Genomic DNA, 20,580 nt, shown 5'->3' with positions numbered 1-20,580 from the left:
ATGGATAGTCCCGGAAGGAGGGGCCGAATGAGAGCTTATCAACTGTATTTAATAGAAGATGAATTTGCGTCCCATTATTTTGGAAGAGAGCGTATGTTTTTTCAGTTGTTTGAGGAGTTTGAGCATTCGTCCGGTGAAATGAAGTCTATTCTTTCAAAACAGATCGATTTTGTCACAAAACCAATCCCGGGGTTACGGTTACATCAATATATTCACCAGCAACTTCAAAGGAAAAAGGACTTTTTCATAGAAAAAAGTGCATACTATATAGAGATGAATAAAAAAAGTAAGGCGAAGCTCGAAGTGTTTGACCGGTGTTTGGTTTTAGAAGCCACTGGCAGCTATGAGGCTGAGACGGTATTTTTTGAGGTGCTGCGAAAAAGCGAGTCTTCCTTCCTGGCTGTTGACGTTCAGCATCAGAGATACGGGTGGCTAAAACCGATTAAAGAAAGAAAATTCGTCTAAAATAAGAGAAAAAATGAAGCAAATATTGTATAATAACCTTTGGTCTAGTACACTGTATGATAGACAACATGAAGGAGGAAGTATTTATGTGGACTTATATTCTAGTCGGTATACTGGCGCTTCTTGCTGGTGTAGCACTAGGATTTTTCATTGCTCGAAAATACATGATGAGCTACCTAGAGAAAAATCCGCCAATTAACGAACAAATGTTAAAAATGATGATGATGCAAATGGGCATGAAGCCATCACAAAAGAAGATCAACCAAATGATGAATGCCATGAACAAGCAGACTGGCAAGTAATCAGGGACAAGCATCCCATCAAAGGCCACTTTTCTGGAAAACAGGAAAGTGGTTTTTTATGCTTTCCACGAAACCTTCTTTAAATATAATACGTATATAGACTATGACGAAATCAAGAAGGGGAAAAGCGGATGAAAAAATACCTCCTAACTGGGCTTCTTGCCATTACCATGTTATTAAGCGGATGTTCGTTTCTTGGAGAAGTGAATAATTCCATCGACTATGTTAATCAGGCGACAGAGCATATCAATACCTTAAATAATTTTGCTGAAGAGGCACCGCAACTGATTAAAGAGGCAGCTTCTGATCCAGCATTAAAACAAGAACTTGAGGACCGGCTGTTCACTCTTAAACAGGATGTAGAAGAATTTATTGCACTAAAGGATATCCCGACCTTGGCCGAGGATATCCATCAGGAATTGGTGAATCAAAATGAAGCGCTTCTGGCAGAGATAAATAAAGTGTTGGAGAATGGGAACCTGGCTTTGGATAAGCTGGAGAACTCCCAACTGTTTAGCACAATAAATGAAGTGACAAGCCTCCTAAATCGAATCGAAGCATTAGGGCAGTAAAGCATCCTCAAGGGGTGCTTTTTTCTTGGTAATAAAAAATCTTCCTTATTTTTGCAATATTTGTTAAACTATTTAAGCTATTATCATGTGATGCATTTTCGGAGGATAAGTTATGAAGGTATTTTTGGATTTGATGTGGTTTTTCAAACAGGAGAGAAAATCGTATGTAAACGGGATTATTCTGCTGTTGTTTGTGGCGCTCCTGCAGCTGGTTCCGCCTAAAGTAGTCGGAATTGTGGTCGATTCGATTAAAAATGGCGAGCTGACAGGACAATCGCTTTTGATGTGGATTGGGCTCCTAGCTGTTGTGGCACTCATGATGTATGTGCTTCGTTATTATTGGCGCATTATGATTTTTGGATCGGCGGTAAAGCTTTCCAAATTATTAAGAAACAAGCTTTTTCATCATTTTACGAAAATGTCGCAGTCTTTTTACCAGAAAAAGCGTGTTGGCGATCTGATGGCGCATGCGACAAACGATCTTCAGGCCATTCAGCAGACTGCGGGAGCAGGAGTTCTTACATTTGTGGATTCCCTTGCGACAGGCGGTTTCGTTATTATCGCCATGGCAACGACCATCAGCTGGAAGCTTACGCTTATCAGTTTGATTCCAATGCCGTTTATGGCGCTGCTAACAAGCTGGTATGGGACGCTTCTGCATAAGCGATTCCACAAGGCGCAGGAGGCATTTTCATCTTTAAATGATAAAACGCAGGAGAGCATTTCAGGGATTAAAGTCATTAAAACTTTTGGACAGGAAAAAGAGGATATTGAAGATTTCCGCAAGCAGTCTGAAGATGTGGTTCAAAAAAATATTTCGGTAGCCAGAGTTGATTCTTTATTTGACCCAACCATCTCGATCATTGTCGGGATCTCATTCTTTTTATCGATCGCGTTTGGAGCCAAATATGTATTGGCAGGAGAATTGACGATCGGGCAGCTTGTTTCCTTTACGACTTATCTTGGACTCCTAATTTGGCCGATGCTGGCATTTGGCTGGCTGTTCAATATCGTGGAGAGAGGCCGAGCCTCGTATGATCGTGTTTACTCCTTGCTTGCAGAAGAAATCGATATTAAAGATGATCAGTCTGGTATCAATGAAGTTCCAAGCGGAGATCTTGAGTACAAAATTGAGCAATTCGCTTATCCGGGAGAAAATGAAGCATTGCTTAAGGACGTTCATTTTAGGCTGCAAAGAGGCGAGACTCTCGGCATTGTCGGGAAAACAGGCGCGGGTAAAACAACTCTGCTGAAGCTTTTAATCCGCGAGTTTGAAGGCTATAAAGGAGAAATCCTGTTTGCTGGTCATCCAATTGACCGTTATAAAATGGAGAAGCTGAGGGAAGCAGTTGGCTATGTACCGCAGGAGCACTTTTTATTTTCGGCATCTGTTGCAGAAAATATTGCTTTTACAAAGCCGGATGCAGCGCTTGAAGAGGTCTATGCTGCAGCTAAGCTCGCCAATATTCATGAGGATATTCTCGAATTTACGGATGGATATCAAACGGTCGTCGGCGAGAGAGGGGTATCCCTTTCCGGCGGGCAAAAGCAGCGGATCTCCATTGCGAGAGCATTGCTAATGAATCCAGAGGTATTGATTTTGGATGACTCCCTTTCTGCTGTCGATGCCAAAACAGAGGAAGCGATTCTTACTTCATTAAGAAAAGAGCGGGCAGGCAAAACAACGATCATTACTGCTCACCGCCTGAGTGCAATCCAGCATGCCAGCCTCATTATTGTGCTGGATGAAGGGAAAATCTTGCAGCGGGGCACGCATGAAGATTTGATGGCTGAAGAGGGCTGGTATAAGAATATGTATCTGCGCCAGCAGCTGGAAGAGCTTGTGGAGCATGGGGGATAAGAGAATGGAAAAAACACCAGTTATGAAAGGAAAAGAGCAGCGCAAGGTTCTGTTCAGGTTGCTCTCTTATACAAAGCCGCATAAGAAAACGATTCTGCTCGCCTTCAGTCTGCTCCTGTTAACGACGATAGGAGACATACTGGGGCCGATTCTGGTAAAAATCTTTATCGATGATTATTTGACACCAAGAAACATTGTGTTTGAGCCGTTATTTGCTTTGGGAGCTGGATACCTGGGCATTCAAATCATGAATGTGCTTGTATCATATTTTCAGCTGCTAAAGTTTCAGGAAATCGCTTTGAAAATCATCCAGCAGCTGCGGGTTGACGTCTTTTCGAAAGTGCAGTCGCTGGGCTTAAAATATTTTGATAAAACGCCTGCAGGAAGCCTTGTTTCAAGAGTGACCAACGATACAGAGGCAATCAAAGATATGTTCGTAAGTGTATTGGTCACGTTTATTCAGGGAGCTTTCCTCCTGACAGGCATATTTGTGGCGATGTTTATTTTGAATGTTAAGCTTGCGTTGTTTTGTCTGGTGATCCTGCCAATCCTCTTTATGATCATGAGAACCTACCGGAAATATAGTTCAGTTTTTTATAAGGATTTAAGGGAAAAACTGAGCCAGCTGAACGCAAAGCTAAGCGAAAGTCTGCAGGGGATGTCCATCATTCAGGTGTTCAGGCAGGAAAAAAGGCTGAGGAAGGAATTCGGCGATATTAATGAGCAGCATTATAATGCCGGGATGAGGAATATCAAAATGGATGGTTTGCTGCTAAGGCCTGCCATCGATCTTGTGTATGTGCTGGCACTCATCATAGTACTGAGCTTCTTTGGGATTTCTTCTTTTAATAGTCCCATTGAAATCGGGGTGCTTTATGCGTTTGTCAGCTATCTGGACAGATTCTTTGAGCCGGTGAATCAGATTATGATGAGACTCTCCATGTATCAGCAGGCCATCATCGCGGCTTCCAGAGCTTTTGCACTATTGGATGAAAAGGAGCTTGCACCAGCTCAAGAGGATAAAAACGCTGCCGAAATTAAGGATGGGGAAATTGAGTTTAGAAACCTGAGCTTCTCCTATGACGGCAAACGGGATGTTTTGAAAAATATCTCTTTTACAGCCAAGCCGGGCGAAACCGTTGCCCTCGTTGGCCATACAGGCAGCGGGAAAAGCTCCATCATCAATTTGATGATGCGCTTCTATGAATTTGAACGCGGTGATATCTTCATTGATGGAAAAAGCATTAAATCCTATCCAAAGGATGAACTCCGGACGAAGATGGGGCTCGTTCTTCAGGATCCATTCCTTTTTTACGGAACGATCAAGGATAACATCAGGCTTCATAATGAGAATATGAACGATGAAGAGATTGAAGCAGCTGCCCAGTTTGTTCAGGCGCATACGTTCATTAATAAATTGGAAGATGGGTATGAACATCAGGTGGTGGAGCGGGGCTCTACTTTTTCCAGTGGACAAAGGCAGCTGATCGCCTTTGCGAGGACGATTGCGGCCAATCCTAAGGTATTGGTGCTGGATGAAGCAACAGCAAATATTGATACGGAAACGGAAGAAGCAATTCAAATCGCTTTGGAGAAAATGCGGAAGGGCCGGACGACCATTGCGATTGCTCACCGCCTTTCTACCATTCAGGATGCAGAATTGATTCTTGTTCTTCATCAAGGGGAGATTGTCGAAAGAGGCACACATCAGGAACTGCTTGCCAAACGGGGCTTGTATCATAAAATGTACCTGCTGCAGAATGGATCTGCTGAAAAAGTGGAGGATGCAGTTGGCTGATAAATGGGAAAAGACCTGTGAAAGGCCACACGCCTTTTTAATTTAAAATGAATAGGATTCTCCATCCTCAGGCACTAAAACATTTGAGGATATCCCTTTTTCATTTATAAAGCTTTTTAATTCATCTCTGGATAATGTCCAAGGAGGGTTATACCATTAAAGTGAACGATGGTTAATCAATATAGTAGAGGATTTAGTTGGGAAAATAAAATGCAAAACAGCCTGCATTAAACGCTAGGCTGTTTTTTAATGGGTCTGCACTTTTTTAATAAAGATTCGATTGTATTCATTTAATAGGGCATCAAGTTCCTGGCTGTACCGGATTGCCGCCGAAGAGTTTAAGCCGCTTGTCATGGCCACTTGAATTAATTCAGTCCTCTTCTGTTCAATCAATGTAAGCAGTTCTTGTTTACACATGGCCAATAATTCCTCTCTGGTGGTTTCTCGTGACATTATGTAAAATTCAGCTGCCAATTATGTTCCATGTCAAATGCTGAAAGATAATAACAGAAATTGTTAAGATATTAACTAGTATATCGAATTATGGTAATAAATTCAAAAGAAAGTTCGTTTAAAGTTTAATAACATTTACATTAAAAAACATGTTTTAGGTTGAAAATTAATATGGTTTATTATAGAGCTTGTTTAGGGATATTTCCAGAGCTGTAAGGGATTTTCCAGTTAATACTTGTATATTAAATTGCCTTTACATAAAAAATGTCTCTGTTGGCTTGGCCTGTTGATTTCCGCTACAGGTGCTCGCTTTCCGCGGGCGGTCAGGGAGCCTCCTCGGCGCATTCGCGCCTGTGGGGTCTCCCTTTGACTCGCTTCTCCCGCAGGAGTCTCGCACCTTCCGCTACAATCAACAGGGTGCTAGGATCATTTTTGAGCTTTATCACAGCATTTTTATAAATTTAACTTTTTACTTCCCAGGGTAATAAGACACAAAACGTTCACAGTCTATCCATTATCTTTTTAGCATGGTATTTGTTAGAATAAACAGGAATGAATGTGTATCAGGAGTTGTGATTATGACAGATTTGAATGTATTTATTGCGTTGGGGGCAGGGTTTTTGAGTTTTATTTCTCCTTGCTGCCTGCCATTATATCCGGCGTTTTTATCGTATATTACAGGTATGTCAGTAGGGGAGATTAAGGAAGAGAATGCGATGCTGCAAAGGCGGAGCATGCTGCATACACTTTTCTTCCTGCTTGGTTTTTCTGCAATCTTTATTGCAATTGGGTTTGGAACCACGTTTATCGGACGCTTCTTTAATGAATATCAGGATTTGATCCGCCAGCTTGGGGCCATTTTTATTTTCTTCTTCGGTCTGGTTGTAGTGGGAGTGATCAAGCCGGAATTCTTAATGAAGGAAAGGCGTTTTGAGTTTAAAAACCGTCCTGCTGGATTTCTTGGATCGATTTTAATCGGGATGGCATTTGCGGCCGGCTGGACACCGTGTACAGGACCGATTCTTGGAGCTGTCATCTCTCTTGCTGCAGCTAACCCAGGATCAGCTATGGTCTATATGATTGCATATATTCTTGGCTTCGGAATTCCATTCTTTGTCCTTTCCTTCTTTGTTGGAAAGATGCAATGGATTAAACGAAACAGCGTCAAGATTATGAAAATCGGCGGTGTGTTAATGATGATAATGGGTGTTGTCCTGTTCTTTGACTGGATGACCAAAATTATTGCGATTTTATCACCGTTATTCGGAGGATTTACTGGTTTCTAAGAATTAAGCAGCACATTCAAATTGTGAATGTGCTGCTTTTTTTGATATAAGTAAAAAGGGCTATAGTCCGGTCGAAATTTGTCGTATTCTTTAAATTGAAATTTGTCTGATACTTCGCTATATTGTAAGATGTGTTCTTTCAGTGCGGATAGTTGTATTCATTTGGGAATCACACTTTTTTACTGGATGAACAGGTTTATTATTTGGTGTTTTGGGTATTCTTTACTATGATAAAAGTATAATAGAGATATAGCTTCCAATGCAGTACAAGGGGGAAACAGCGTGGCAAGAATTTTAATAGTAGATGATGCAAAGTTTATGAGAGTCACTCTGGGCAGCATTTTAAAAAAAGCCGACCATGCGATTGTGGGAGAAGGAGAGAACGGCAGGGAAGCCGTTGAGCTGTATGGAAACCTGGAGCCGGATCTCGTTATGATGGATATTACCATGCCGGAAATGAGCGGACTGGATGCTATGAAGGAAATTAAAAAAGATTTTCCAAACGCCAAAGTGATTATGTGCTCGGCAATGGGCCAGCAGAAGGTAGTGGTTGAATCCATTGAAGCAGGCGCAAAGGATTTTATTGTAAAGCCTTTTGAAGAAGGGCGTGTACTGGAAGCAGTCAATCGGGTATTAAGCTAAGAAGCTGACTCAGGTACCCTGGACATAAGGATGTGTCCGGGTATCAAATGGAGTTGGCTTTTTTAATTCATTTGTCTTTAATGTACCTAAATCAAGCCCATTAAGATATAATAGGAAAGTAATCTAATGAAACAGAGGATGAAATCGCATGGATTTTGTATTAATTTCATCAATCGGTGCCGTTTTTATGGCCATTGCTGTTATGTTTGTACGTATGAAAGCAGCCAAAAAACCGGCTTCCGCCAAGAAAATCATCTTGCCGCCGATTTTCATGAGCACTGGTGCGCTCATGTTTGTGGTCCCGTATTTTCGCGTGACTCCAATGGAGATCCTGGAAGCAGCTGCAGTCGGCATGCTGTTCTCCATCCTGCTGATCAAAACATCTTCCTTTGAAATCAGGGATAACGAAATCTACCTGAAGCGTTCAAAAGCATTTGCTTTTATATTAATAGGATTGCTTGTAGTACGGATTATTGGAAAAATGGTGCTTAGTTCAACGATTGACTATGGTGAGCTGAGCGGCATGTTTTGGATTCTTGCTTTTGCCATGATTGTGCCGTGGAGGATTGCGATGTATTTGAATTACCGCAAGCTGCATCAGGAGCTTTATGGGGCGGGGAATCCGAAGACGACATTATAAGATTGAAAGCCACCGGGCATGGGCTCGGCGGCTTTTTTTTAGGAATCTTAGTGAACTCCATTTTTGGCATCCCAGAGTCTATAAATTTTACGAATTTCTACTATTTGGCCGATATGATAAGCGTTATGAATGGTTAGATTGGCAATAACTGAAGACCAGGGTTCAACGGGTTCCTTGTAAGCAGAAGAAAGCAGCTTTTCATCAGTGCATTCTTCTAAAGCAATTATCCACTCAGTCATTACTTTTTTGAGAGCTGATACAGCGGACTGCCATTCCTCTTCTGAAACAGAGGCATCACTGCTAAAAGTGTCATCATTGGAGATGCTTGCTTCTGGCAGCGTTAATTCTTTGAACCTCATTAAGTACCGTTCATTCCAAAAAGTAAGATGGTTTACGATTTGCCAAATAGAATTGGCTGATCCGGATTTTAAGGAAGCTTCCTTTGCTGAAAGGCCATTTACGGATGCAGTAAATGGCACAAACCAATTGGGCTGATCGAGGCAGGCAGACATTTGTTTTAAGAAAATTGCTTTAGAGGTCATATTTTTTCTCCTTTAGGAAAATGGGTTACTACTAATTTCTATTCAACTGCCTCAAAACCTTTCCTATTTATTAAAAATGGTTCTGTTACATTGGACCCTTAATTCCGCTGCAGGCACTCCCTTTCCGGGGGCGGACCGGGAGCCTCCTTAGGTTCCACGCCTGCGGGGGTCTCTCTTGGGAAAGCTTCTCCAGCAGGACATTGAATAAGCATCATCGAATTGACACCGCACGAAAAAAATGCAAATGCATTTTCAATCATCTTGCGCCTTCCGATCCAATCAACAGGGTGCCAAAACCAAAACACCCACATAAAAAATAAAAAACCATTTCGGTATCCCGAAATGGCCTAAAACAAATGCTCATATGGCGTCATACTGATTTGTTTTTCCGTTAATTTTTTGCGCAGGAATTTATGATCCCGTTTTGGTGTCGCTAAAATATATCCTCGAATCACAAGATCCCTGTCAATTTTTGTTGCCTTTTCCTTTAAGGCAAGCTCGCCAATCTTCCCGGCAATCTTCATTCTCGCAACATCCCTGAACAGCTCAGGCACCGGGCTTACCAGATCCTCCAGCAAATCCTTTTCCTCCTGCTGCCAAAGATGACGTGTTTCATTTACATGATGTTCTTCCCAATCCAAATCCGATTTCCCATCCTCTTTCGGCATCCGCTTTAAAAACTTCCGGAACATAAAAAAGCCGCCGATCGCAAAGAACGAAATCAGAACCACAACCCAGAATAAAATAAACCACAAAAACCAGCCTTCAAGTTGCATTGCATTCACCTACACACTTAATTTCCTGTCCCTATTATAATCCTTGTCCACCTTTTCGACAAGAAAGGAAGCATTAGTCTTGAAAGCAGCCCCATTTTTCCCTTATAATAAGAAGAGTCTTTACGGGGCTGATTGGGGTGCTGGTGCCCTCCACGGTCTTCAAAACCGCTTGTGACCTGCGTGCCAGGTCAGCTGGGTTCGATTCCCAGGCGGTCCCGCCAAATGTACATATGATTGCCGCATAGTGGGATGCTGTGCGGCTTTTTTGTGCCATCCATATACTTTCTTTAGGGGCTATAGCATATTAAATTGATTGTTTCCGTACTCTACTCATTGTGAGGCTGCGGCGATGATAGACTTAAGATAGTAAAAGGGTCCTTTTGCAATAAAGAGAAGTGCCCATTTTAAAATAGGAGGAAATAAGATGATAGATAATAATGACATATTAATCCGATTGAGATATGCGTTAGAAATCAAAAATAGTGAAATGGCAGAGATCTTTAAACTTGGAGGAATAGAGGTCTCCGTTCCGGAGGTGGTAAAGATCCTTAAAAAGTCAGATGATGAAGAAGAGAATGACAGCCAAATAAAATTGACGAATAGTATGTTAAATTCTTTTTTGAATGGCTTCATTATCTATAAAAGAGGTAAACAAGAGCCAAAACCAGGTCAAACTAATACGCCGGAACCGTCCATAGAAAATAATACAAACGTAAACAATATCCTTTTAAAGAAAATCAAAATCGCCATGTCATTAACAACAGAGGACATGATAGATATATTCAAAAAAGCTGGATTAAACGTTTCAAAAGGAGAAATCGGAGCTTTTTTAAGAAAAGAAGGACATAAAAATTATAAAATATGCTTAGACAATTTTGCCAGAAACTTCTTAAAAGGACTAACGATCAAGTATAGAGGATAAGGAAGGGAAGTATTCGAGTGATAATACATAAAGCCTAAATTTAAGTTTAAATATAAAATGAATACTAAACAAATAAGTAGTAATGAAGGAGTTCACTTTTTTGGGAAACAAGCTGTCTGAGCCATTGAAAAAGTGAACAGTTCATGAAATTAATATTTACTATGAAAAGTGCTTACTTATTTACAAAAACTCTTTTGTAGAAGACTTGTTTGTTGAAGGAAACAAAACAAGGTCAGCAACTTCTACAATAGGAGTTTTTATTATGTTTAATACATTTTATTAGAGCATATTTTAAAGTTGCAAGGAGAGTGGGAAAGACCTCTTTTACAAGAGATCTTTTTATCCCAAATTTTGGTCAATAATGTCCATTTAATAGGTATAATAGTGAGCATCCGATCTACGACTTTCATAAGGATGGAATTAAAGTAACTGTAAATACGGACAACAGGACGGTCTCAGATACAACGATGGCGAAGGAATGTGATTTAGTTTGCCATGAGTAATGAAGAGTATAACCTTAATTTACCTGAATAGTGTGGAAGCCTCTTTTGCAGATGAAATGACAAAAGAAAAATTGAAGAAATATTTACTAGACTTTTTATAAAAGCTAGATACAGACGAAGATGCTCGTTTGACTGCTGAACAGGAAAGCGAAAATAAAAGTGCCTGCCCCCGGGCCGATTTACCGACGTTAATGTTAATGAGGAAGAGGGCATGCACCTTTTTTCGAATCCACTTCATGGATTTTAAAGTTTTCTTTTATAGGCATCCCGAATACCCCTTTGTTCGGCGGCCATATACAAGGCATAGTGAAGCCGCATTTGGTAATTCAGTTGACAAATGCAGTAAATACTCCAAAAGAATAGATTCTACAGCACAATTGTGAAAAGGGTGCATCCAAAGGTTGTCTCCGAGCGCCTAGGCCACTCAACAATAGGAATCACAATGGACACCTACACTCATGTCTTACCTAATATGCAAAAAGAAGCCGCTCATCAATTTTAGAAATCACTATGATACATCAGAAAGTAAAAAACCTTAATATATCAGTACTTCAAATTACATCGAGGTGGGGAAATATTCCCAGTATTTTTGTCTAACTTACCTACAATAAGATTTAAAGAGTCTGATCTCCATTTTACGATAAACGAATTGTTAAAAAAGCTATCAAACACACTAATTTTAAAGATCCTAGAATCATGGATAGATTGGATTAATAATAATCTTTCCACAAGACTATTGTCCGAATATGCTTTATCTGTTTCAAGTTCACTTATTAAGGCTACACAAAATAATGGTTCTCAAAGAGAACTATTTACTTGGCAACTTTTAAATCATGAAGATACCCATTTTCTTACTATCTCAATGGCTAATTACATTGATAGTTGGTCTATTTTAACCACAAAAGAAAAAGATTTTATACTAAAATTGCTTTTAGATGAAAGAGAGGATAGTCGATGGTTGAGAGCAGTATCACTAACCAGAAAAAAAAATCCCTCATGATATTCAAAAGTTGTTACTAGGGGATTATAATTTTTTCGAAAAACCAGTATGATAAATGACTAGTTAAAAAGTGAATAAAATCAAGAATTTTCATCCTTAGATAAAATTAGATGAAATCAATAAAGATACCTTCCCTCTAACTTCAAAACCGCTTGTGACCTGCGTGCCAGGTCAGCTGGGTTCGATTCCCAGGCGGTCCCGCCAAAAAGGCTTACAGTTGCAAGGGTTTACGGCGATTGTTGTCGTAGATGATTGTCAGCTAATATTCCGATACAGTTTCCGCACAGCCTAAGGAAAGACTGTGTAAGGCTGTCTTAAAAAACCGTGATAGACTGTTATAGAAACCGTTCAACCTCTTTACGTATTTCGATATGAAAGGGGTTTTTTTATTTGCTCAATTTAGGAAGAGGCTATCCAATGATGTATTGGAGGGTAATGAATATGAAGATGTGAAGGGTCCGGCAAGGAAACTTGAGGTACCATTTTATGAGGTATATTAGGAAGCTCATATCAAGCCTTTAGACCCTTAGCTCAAAATTTTGACAAAAAACTACCACTAAGAAAGAGTTTTTTTCCTTTAAAATAAGCCCAAAATCAGAATATCAATTGAAAGAATAATTGAAAAATTTAGAAAATAATATTGACACAAATTGGATACCGGGCTATTATTGAAAGCAGATAATTTTTTAATATAAAACAAAGTTCTATATTATAAAACAACCAATCTCTTTAAAGAAGAATTCTGAAAAATCGCCCGTCAATTAAGAGAACGGAGTTTTATAATATAAAACAATTAGTTTCGGCCAAATGATAACGGTTACAAAACTTAAGAGGAGGCCGCTATTGAATTTTCACCTCTATTAAAACTGTATTTGTAAAACCTGAACTCTCGAATGGTAACGTGGTGGCTGAATGAACAGACGGAAAGACAAAGGACATGTTGCTTGTATTGGACAAGACAGGGGAAATAGCACTCCCAAAGCTCAAAACAACACCACTCAGAGCTGGAGACTACAAAGGAATAAAACAACCTATCATATGATGAAACACCTATAGTAGGCAGCTTGAAAGATTTGCAGCCGTTGCGGGTGGAGGTTAGGAACAACTGGTGAAAGCCAGAAAAATAAAGGTTTTAGGTCAAAATTCATTTAGTATTTTGACACTACGTAAACCAGAAGGGGGGAGTGTATGTACGGATATGATAACAGGAATACATTTTTAGAGAGTGTGTGCATGAGTACAAGAATGTAAGTGGTGGCATGGTGTATTTGGTATGTATAATCAACCAGAGTATTCGTATAAATCCAAAATATGATGGGATGGAATGAGCTATTGTATCAATTAGTGATGTACCATCAAAACACCAATTTAACAAAAAAAGAAGAGATCAAAGTTATGAAAGGAATGATTTTTTTTGAAGAAAAAAGCTAGAAATCTACTGACATATTTTTTAGCTCTGGTTTTTACCTTGAGTTCTTTTCCCGCTACCGCGTTGCCGGTTATCAATGCTTCAGCGGCAGAGGTTGTGTCGCTGAAAGAAGTCTATAAGGACCACTTTCTTATCGGCAATACTGTTAGCCCGCGCGACTTAACCGATGTAGCGAAGTATGAATTTATGAAGTTTCACTATAACGCGCTGACGCCCGAAAACGCTACGAAGCCGGACTCCATATGGTCCAAACCAACAAACGATCCGTCATTCACACCAGCCGACAACATGTTAACTCAAGTCAAAGCCGACGGTTTCTATACGATTGGACACACGCTGGCGTGGCATAATCAGTCAGTTGGCTGGCCGCCGAGTGGTCAGGATTATACCGAGGCAAGGGAAAGCTTGAAAAGGTATATTTCTACAATCGCCGGGCACTATAGCCAGGGTCCTTATAAGCTCGACGCCTGGGACGTTGTTAATGAAGCAATGAGGGATAATCCGGAAAATCCAACCGACTGGCGGAACGCACTTCGCTCCGGCATTAATCCAATGGAACGGCCGTCCAGATGGTTTGAAGCTTACGCTAACGGCGGAAACGGGTGGGATTATATTTATGATGCCTTCTTGTTTGCGCGTGAGGCTGCACCGGACGCAATTCTGTATTACAATGATTTTAACGACGAGGAACTCGCCAACAAAGCAATCGCGATTGCCTCAATGGTCAACGAGCTCAACGAAAGATACGCGAATGAACACCCTGAGGCAAACGGCAGGAAACTGATCGAGGGCATTGGAATACAGGGGCATTACAACCTCCGACTCAATGTAGATAATTTAGAGGAAGTTTTAAAGATATATAGTGAAACCGGGTGTGAGATCAGCATAACTGAACTCGACGTACAATTCAACGGCACTGCAGCCGACGTTCCCCCTACCGAGGCGCAATTGAAGGAGCAGGCGGAATTGTACGCCAAGCTGTTCATGCTATATAAGAAGTACTCAGATAATATAGAACGTGTTACATTCTGGGGCGTGGCTGATAATAACAGTTGGCGCAGGATGGGTCACCCGCTGCCATTCGACTCCAGTCGTGCACCAAAAGAAGCATATTGGGCCATACTAAATCCGGAGGCCTATCTCGGGCTCGATGATTTGTCGCCAAAGCTCACATCGTTTGACTTCGGCGGTGATGTTTTCAATGTCGCGGGCAAGACCGAATTTGATGTAAACGTGCCAAAGGACATGTCAAACATTGACTTCTCTGCCGCAAACGTCGCACACGAATACCCCGACGATGATGTTGACGTCAGCGTTACACTCAACCCGGCAAGCGGCGCGGTGAGCCCAGGGGAGCCAGCCGTGGCGACGGTAAAAATCGCTTGGAAGGAATCCCCGAATACATCGTCGACGTATAAGGTAAACTTCGGGCATATGACCGCCGAATGGGATAAAGACCAAAACTATAAGGATACGGGCTACCGCTCATCCGTCAATATCCGCTTCAGCGACGGTGAAACCGAACCCAAACTGTTTCAGGAGTTCTATAATCTAGACGACGGAAAACTGGCAATGCTCAACAGTAAGGAATTCCAGCCCTTACCAAAACATACAGGTGGCACGCTAACTATTAATACAGATAGAAGTATAGACGATGATCAACTGAAAACATTGACGTTAAAGAAATCTCTGTGGGATCAGAACTGGGCTCCGATTAATCCGGCGCGTGTTACAGACTTCACTGCCCCAGAAAATTTCTGGAGATTGGCCAAAACTATCGAATCCGGTAAGACTTATATCGTTGTTTCGGCCAACTCAGGTCTGGCTTTGACCAATAGGAACGTGGCATCCATCGAGCCGACCAACACACGAGGGCTTGCGGGTACACCTATCACCATAGATGACGACATTATTATAGCGCCTGAGGTGATCCAGGACAATACGAGATTAATCTTTAATGAGCAAACCAGCCCCGATCCGGGACCATACACAAGCGCCAACGGATACACTGGGTACACAATGTTAAGTCTGGTTCACGGCGGCCTTGTCGCCCCCTCTATTATGTATCGGGATTCAAGTAGCGACAATACGGCTGCTTTACGCACAGACTCAACTATTGCAGATAGTGCATTAGATCGAGCTGTATGGTTTAACACGGGTATAGATCCCGATACAGGCGAAACGACGATATTTTCACATACTGGTTCCAGCAGTCACACTTATGCGCTGTACGGAAACGAATACGGTTTCGTCACCCAAAGAGTCGATTCACTGGAGGACGATGCAGCCCTTCGTGTTAAGCTGTATGAGTACGTGTCGGACTATTCATACGAAGACTTAACGAGTCTTGGCGCTGAAATTAGCCTCTCCCATGTGGAGCGTATCGTGAGTGAGCGTGACGCCAATATCCCCGTCACTGCGGATGTCCCTGACGGTTCCAAAGCGGTGTTGAAAAAGGACGGCGTTTCAGTGGCTACCGCGACATTCGCAAACGGCAAAGCGATGATCAGCGTTAAAGGCAGCGATGTTGACTCCGGCGCGAATTATGCAGTCGTAGTGTATGATGGTTCCGGGATACTTGGTGCGGTCATTCTCCCGGTAGTCAATGGCGTCAGTGCGACGCCGTCGGCTACGGTAGAGAAACTTAATAGTAATCAAAACAGACTGACAGTTACCATAACGGAAGTATACTCCGATGATTCGACGGAGGCCTTCACTGAAGAGATACTAATCAAAAACAACGCGGCAGACGTTTATCAGGTGGGACCATATAAAGTTTATGTGGACACTAAGGGCAACAATAAGATTCGTAAATGCTATATTGTGAAAGAATAGCAGCAAGAAGCTGAACAGCAGTACGCTGCACAGCAAACCAATGTGCAGCAGCCTATTGAAAGTCCACAATAAAATTGACTTCCTTTTATTGACGAAATTTCTTTCAAAGCATTTCAAAAGAAACAGTGGTGTTATTCAATCAACGCCAGAAGTTTATTATTAGCAAATAATAAAAGTAGTCCTATGGGCTACTTTTATTTTTCTTGGGTTTCATCCTGCCCATTCTCATATGAATATCATAATAAGCTGCTATGATAGATAGCAGTTTATTCCGCTAGCCTGCCCTTACTTCAAAAACCTTACCCCTATTGAGGGTCATTAATATTGGTCACAATATGGTCACAGATTAGATGTTCTTATGTTTAATTAGATAAAATTAAATGATATATTACTCAATAAAGAGTGCATTAAATCAAGACTTTACGGCATTACATAAAATTAATTGTAATCAAAAAAGATACCTTCCCTCTAACTTCAAATCCGCTTGTGACCTGCGTGCCAGGTCAGGTGGGTTCGATTCCCACTCAGTCCCGCCAAGTATATATTATTGCCGCACAGTTGGAATGCTGTGCGGCTTTTGTGTTTGTAGTTTATTGCTTTACTTTTTACTATATTAGGAGATACCTTTTTAAAAAGAAAGAATTAACAGATAACTTTCTAAAGTTTGTAGGACTTACTAAATAGTTTTGCACTTCACTTAATTAGAAAATAGATATTAAATTAAAGTAGAATTTTTTGTCTTCTTTTGTCGAAAATATGACACATACGTTAAAAAAGTATTATAGTTTATTAGTAAATATTGCCTGTGAAAATTGATATTATGTTTTTCAAGATTAAAATTAAAAAATAAAGGGTGATAGTTTGAATAGTTTAAAAAAATATAAAAGTAAAATTTTTTATGCTTCTATAGGTATTATTATTTTATCAATAATTTTAGGTGGTTTATTTTCTCCCTTTATAATTAAGAACAGTTTTTTGGGAGAGGGGCCATACACACATTATAAGGATCTAGGACCAGTAGGAGATTGGATTGGAGGTTCATCAACTCCCTTTTTCACTTTTGCGAGTTTACTAATCTTGGTTGCTACATTTGCAGCACAAATGGCTGAATTGAGAGAAGCGAGGAGAGAATTTAAAAAACAAAACAGAATAATTTCTAATCAAAAATTTGATGATACATTCTTTAATTTATTGCATATGTTTCATGAAATTACGAACTCGATATCAACGATAACTATCAGGACAGATAATCAACAAGAACGACCAAGGAAAGGCAAAGAATGCTTTTATGCATTTTATGAAGAACTCAAAAAAATTCTAGATAACGATCAAACAAAAATAGACCTAAATAATTTAAAACATGTAGAAGAAGCATATGAGAAAGTTTATGAAATATATGAGGACAAACTTGGCCATTATTTTAGAACTCTTTATAGGATATACAAGTTTCTTGATGGTAACAACGATATTTCTGACGAAGAAAAAAATAACTACTCCGATTTAATTAGGGCTCAACTTTCAAAATATGAAGAAATTTTATTGTTGTACAATATTTTAAGCGGTCATGGTAAGAAATTTCTTTATTATGCAAAGAAATATGATATTTTAGAAGGACTAATGGAAAATAACAAGGCTTTAAAACATAAAGAACACTTAATAATTTATTTAGGAATATATAGCGAGGAAATAAATTCGTAATACTATACAGCAAAAATGAGTGGTGGCTGTTTTAACATATATTCTCTATAATGAAACAACTATTGGTGCCTGACCCTGGCTACGGTAATACGTTAATGACTGAGGAGACAGGCCCCTCAATTCATGAACCCATTTATAGCCTGCTATAACGTAATGTGCAAAATATTAATTACGTTATAGGAGGTTTTTTATTATTTCAGGAAACGCAAATTAAAACGCAATGAGGCTGAGATGAAAGCAAATGAAAAGCGGCAGCAGTAACGGGTGCAGTTGGTAGGATAACCATAAAAGGAATACACATGACAGTTTATCCGTTATAAACGTAGCGATGGATTAGCACCTCTTATTGTTATGAAGGCTTAATACTTGAACCAATACACAATAAACTAAAAACGGTTAAAGCTCCAAACCACGCAGGAAATTAAAGAGTTGTTAGCCGTAATTGATGAAAGGTGATTTACTCACTTACATACTCCTCAATGAATTTTAATGAATAACCCACATTTTATTTCTATTTAACTTTATATGAAAAAGGTTTTTTATGGTATAGAGAATTAGTAAAATGTGATTCAGAAATAGGAAGTCAAAATGGACAATTCAATACTAGAAGAAATCAGATTGCTTAAAGAACAAAAAAAGAAGCCGACAAGGGAAATGTTAGAAAAAAGAGATGAAATTATAATTAAATCTTATAATGAAGGAATGCCATATAAAGAAATGGCAAAGTTGTTTTCATTTACAGAAAGAGGAAACAGAAATGTGTTTAGGGATAAGACTTCTTGATTCCGGAAAATCAACAAAAGAATCACCTGTGCTTTTTTGGTTCAATAACCCGATTACTGTAGAGTAATCGGGTTATTTGTAGTTTATATTAAAATGTGAAAAATTTATACCTAGTGGCTCATCTATGTGAGAGAATTTCTCGATGTTAGGGAAAGAAAGTGAATTTATATAATATTCAAAAAATAATTGAAATTTTGAAAAATGTGATATATAATCTAACCAACAAAACTTATACGTACCACTTTCAGAGTTTTGATAAACTGATATGTTCGTATATTTAATACATCAATTCTATTTTTTTAATTAGTTACCCATTTTTGAAAGCGTGTACATACTTGTAGCTGATGCTTTTCTCCTCAGAATTGGATAGTTTGAAGAAAGAATACAGGAAAGTTATTTACTATTTTTTTATGAAGGAGTGGTTTTTTGTCAAAAGAGTTAAAAGCAAAAATGATACTGGATAAGAATTTTCAGATTGCAAAAGTGGATGACCGGATCTATGGCTCTTTCATAGAGCATCTTGGACGAGCAGTTTATGGAGGGATATATGAACCAGGGCATCCTGAAGCAGACGAACAAGGCTTTCGTAAGGATGTTATCAATCTAGTAAAAGAGCTACAAGTGCCGATTATTAGGTATCCTGGCGGAAACATGGTATCTGCTTATAATTGGGAAGACGGGGTTGGACCGAAGGAAAAGCGGCCGCACAGGTTGGAACTTGCATGGAGAACAATTGAGACGAATGAAATTGGAACGAACGAGTTTGCTGACTGGGCGAAAAAAGTAAACGCCGATGTAATGATGGCAGTAAATTTGGGTACCAGAGGAATCGATGCTGCTAGAAATTTGGTCGAATATACCAATCATCCAGGTGGAACTTACTGGAGCGATTTAAGAAAATCACATGGTTATGCACAACCCCATAATATTAAAACCTGGTGCCTTGGGAATGAAATGGACGGCCCATGGCAGGTTGGACATAAAACTGCTTATGAATATGGAAGAATTGCTCAAGAAACAGCTAAAGCAATGAGGTTAGTTGATCCAGATATTGAATTGGTGGCATGTGGAAGTTCTAATACCAGTATGCCTTCATTTCCAGAGTATGAAGCAACCACACTTGATATTGCTTACGATCAGGTCGATTATATATCCCTTCACCAGTACTATGGAAATTACAACAATGATACTGCAAACTATTTGGCTAAAAATATGGATATGGATCATTTTATTAAGACGGTTGTTTCTACCTGTGATTATATTAAAGCAAAACATCGCAGTAAAAAGACGATCAATCTAAGCTTTGATGAGTGGAATGTTTGGTACCATTCAAGAGAATCAGACAAAAATATTGAACCATGGACAATTGCACCGCCTCAGCTTGAAGATCATTATAACTTTGAAGATGCCCTTTTAGTAGGAAGCATGTTAATTACACTTTTACAACATGCAGATCGAGTAAAAATGGCTTGTATGGCTCAATTAGTAAATGTGATTGCCCCGATTATGACTAAAAAAAATGGTGATTCGTGGAAGCAAACGATTTTTTATCCTTATATGCATACGTCGGTTTATGGAAGAGGAATCTCGTTAAAACCAATTCTTTCATCACCAAAGTATGACAGCAAGGACTTTACTGATGTTCCATATATTGATAGTGCAGCTGTTTACAATGAAGAAAAAGAAGAAGTGACATTATTTATGGTAAACAAAAATTTAAAAGAGCCAATCATTGTTAACAGTGATATTAGAAGTTTTGAGGGTTACAGTCTTGTAGAACATATTGTTTTAGAAAATGATGATTTAAAAGCAGTTAATACAGCGGCAGAGCAGGCGGTGTCTCCTCATGGAAATGGCGAGTCTACTCTAGACAACGGTATATTAACAGCTAGATTGCCCAAGACCTCATGGAATGTAATCCGTCTTAAAAAGTCTTAATCTTTCTAACAAAGGACAAGATGGGTCGCTTATTCGTTCCAAAGTAAATAATTGATGGAAGTTCTTATGTTACCAGCATACACTGATAGGTTGTCCGAACCATTACACCAAGGCTTTCTGATGAATACCTTTAAC

Annotated in this window: 17 protein-coding genes, 1 tRNA gene and 2 pseudogenes; 16 read left to right on the top strand and 4 right to left on the bottom strand. The window is 39.7% G+C overall.

Annotated elements, in window-relative coordinates; translation table 11 throughout:
• The first annotated feature begins 27 nt into the window (after positions 1-27).
• From sirA to AC3ZVC_RS20485, 5 genes are all read left to right on the top strand, one after another.
• A complete protein-coding gene (gene sirA, locus AC3ZVC_RS20505) occupies positions 28-465 on the top strand; it encodes a sporulation inhibitor of replication protein SirA (protein WP_490065015.1) in 438 nt (145 codons plus the stop codon).
• Positions 466-551: 86 nt separating this feature from the next.
• Entirely contained in the window at positions 552-767 is a 216-nt protein-coding gene (locus AC3ZVC_RS20500; RefSeq protein WP_214987835.1) for a YneF family protein, read from the top strand.
• Between the two features lie 131 nt (positions 768-898).
• A complete protein-coding gene (locus AC3ZVC_RS20495) occupies positions 899-1,339 on the top strand; it encodes a DUF6376 family protein (RefSeq protein WP_490065014.1) in 441 nt (146 codons plus the stop codon).
• Between the two features lie 112 nt (positions 1,340-1,451).
• A complete protein-coding gene (locus tag AC3ZVC_RS20490; protein WP_490065013.1) occupies positions 1,452-3,200 on the top strand; it encodes an ABC transporter transmembrane domain-containing protein in 1,749 nt (582 codons plus the stop codon).
• 4 nt (positions 3,201-3,204) lie between these two features.
• Positions 3,205-4,998 (top strand): ABC transporter ATP-binding protein, encoded by a 1,794-nt coding sequence (locus AC3ZVC_RS20485; RefSeq protein ID WP_490065012.1) that lies wholly within the window; start codon positions 3,205-3,207, stop codon positions 4,996-4,998.
• A gap of 42 nt (positions 4,999-5,040) precedes the next feature.
• On the opposite strand, the pseudogene AC3ZVC_RS20480 reads toward AC3ZVC_RS20485, so the two are convergent.
• Positions 5,041-5,139, bottom strand: a pseudogene (locus AC3ZVC_RS20480) (MBL fold metallo-hydrolase); the annotation flags it as partial.
• A 105-nt stretch (positions 5,140-5,244) separates the two neighbouring features.
• A complete protein-coding gene (locus tag AC3ZVC_RS20475) occupies positions 5,245-5,415 on the bottom strand; it encodes an aspartyl-phosphate phosphatase Spo0E family protein (protein WP_214729037.1) in 171 nt (56 codons plus the stop codon).
• 614 nt (positions 5,416-6,029) lie between these two features.
• Here AC3ZVC_RS20475 and AC3ZVC_RS20470 point away from each other — a divergent pair.
• The 3 genes from AC3ZVC_RS20470 to AC3ZVC_RS20460 all read left to right on the top strand — a co-directional run bounded on the left by AC3ZVC_RS20470 (position 6,030) and on the right by AC3ZVC_RS20460 (position 8,019).
• On the top strand, positions 6,030-6,737 hold the full coding sequence (locus tag AC3ZVC_RS20470) for a cytochrome c biogenesis CcdA family protein (protein ID WP_214729035.1): 708 nt from the start codon (positions 6,030-6,032) through the stop codon (positions 6,735-6,737).
• A gap of 282 nt (positions 6,738-7,019) precedes the next feature.
• Positions 7,020-7,379, top strand: a complete 360-nt coding sequence (locus AC3ZVC_RS20465) for a response regulator (protein ID WP_490065011.1) — start codon at positions 7,020-7,022, stop codon at positions 7,377-7,379.
• Positions 7,380-7,527: 148 nt separating this feature from the next.
• On the top strand, positions 7,528-8,019 hold the full coding sequence (locus tag AC3ZVC_RS20460) for a CcdC family protein (RefSeq protein ID WP_490065010.1): 492 nt from the start codon (positions 7,528-7,530) through the stop codon (positions 8,017-8,019).
• A 47-nt stretch (positions 8,020-8,066) separates the two neighbouring features.
• Here the strand turns inward: AC3ZVC_RS20460 and AC3ZVC_RS20455 are convergent, their stop codons facing one another.
• Both AC3ZVC_RS20455 and AC3ZVC_RS20450 read right to left on the bottom strand, forming a co-directional pair.
• The gene (locus tag AC3ZVC_RS20455; protein WP_490065009.1) at positions 8,067-8,561 is read right to left on the bottom strand and encodes a DinB family protein; all 495 of its coding nucleotides are present in this window, start codon (positions 8,559-8,561) and stop codon (positions 8,067-8,069) included.
• Between the two features lie 347 nt (positions 8,562-8,908).
• Positions 8,909-9,337 carry a DUF2621 domain-containing protein gene (locus AC3ZVC_RS20450; RefSeq protein ID WP_490068975.1) on the bottom strand — a complete coding sequence of 143 codons (429 nt, stop codon included), beginning with the start codon at positions 9,335-9,337 and terminating at the stop codon, positions 8,909-8,911.
• 124 nt (positions 9,338-9,461) lie between these two features.
• On the opposite strand from AC3ZVC_RS20450, the gene AC3ZVC_RS20445 reads away from it, so the two are divergent.
• The 8 genes and pseudogenes from AC3ZVC_RS20445 (at position 9,462) to arfA (ending at position 20,445) form a co-directional block, all read left to right on the top strand.
• Positions 9,462-9,558 (top strand) — tRNA-Sec (locus AC3ZVC_RS20445).
• Between the two features lie 206 nt (positions 9,559-9,764).
• Entirely contained in the window at positions 9,765-10,259 is a 495-nt protein-coding gene (locus tag AC3ZVC_RS20440; protein WP_490068974.1) for a YehS family protein, read from the top strand.
• Between the two features lie 395 nt (positions 10,260-10,654).
• Positions 10,655-10,762, top strand: coding sequence for a hypothetical protein (locus AC3ZVC_RS20435; RefSeq protein WP_490068973.1), 108 nt, complete (start codon positions 10,655-10,657; stop codon positions 10,760-10,762).
• A 388-nt stretch (positions 10,763-11,150) separates the two neighbouring features.
• A pseudogene (locus AC3ZVC_RS20430) lies at positions 11,151-11,264 on the top strand (site-specific integrase); the annotation flags it as partial.
• A 1,912-nt stretch (positions 11,265-13,176) separates the two neighbouring features.
• A complete protein-coding gene (locus tag AC3ZVC_RS20425) occupies positions 13,177-16,026 on the top strand; it encodes an endo-1,4-beta-xylanase (RefSeq protein WP_490065008.1) in 2,850 nt (949 codons plus the stop codon).
• An 861-nt stretch (positions 16,027-16,887) separates the two neighbouring features.
• A complete protein-coding gene (locus tag AC3ZVC_RS20420; RefSeq protein ID WP_490065007.1) occupies positions 16,888-17,724 on the top strand; it encodes a putative phage abortive infection protein in 837 nt (278 codons plus the stop codon).
• 588 nt (positions 17,725-18,312) lie between these two features.
• Complete coding sequence (locus AC3ZVC_RS20415) at positions 18,313-18,507, top strand: hypothetical protein (protein WP_490065006.1); 195 nt, start codon at positions 18,313-18,315, stop codon at positions 18,505-18,507.
• A 450-nt stretch (positions 18,508-18,957) separates the two neighbouring features.
• Positions 18,958-20,445, top strand: a complete 1,488-nt coding sequence (gene arfA / locus AC3ZVC_RS20410) for an arabinosylfuranosidase ArfA (RefSeq protein WP_490068972.1) — start codon at positions 18,958-18,960, stop codon at positions 20,443-20,445.
• The last annotated feature ends 135 nt before the right edge of the window (positions 20,446-20,580 follow it).

This window comes from Cytobacillus sp. C11.1, assembly GCF_058145115.1.
Note: the sequence above shows the minus strand (reverse complement) of the source record. Positions and strands in the feature narration are given on the sequence as shown.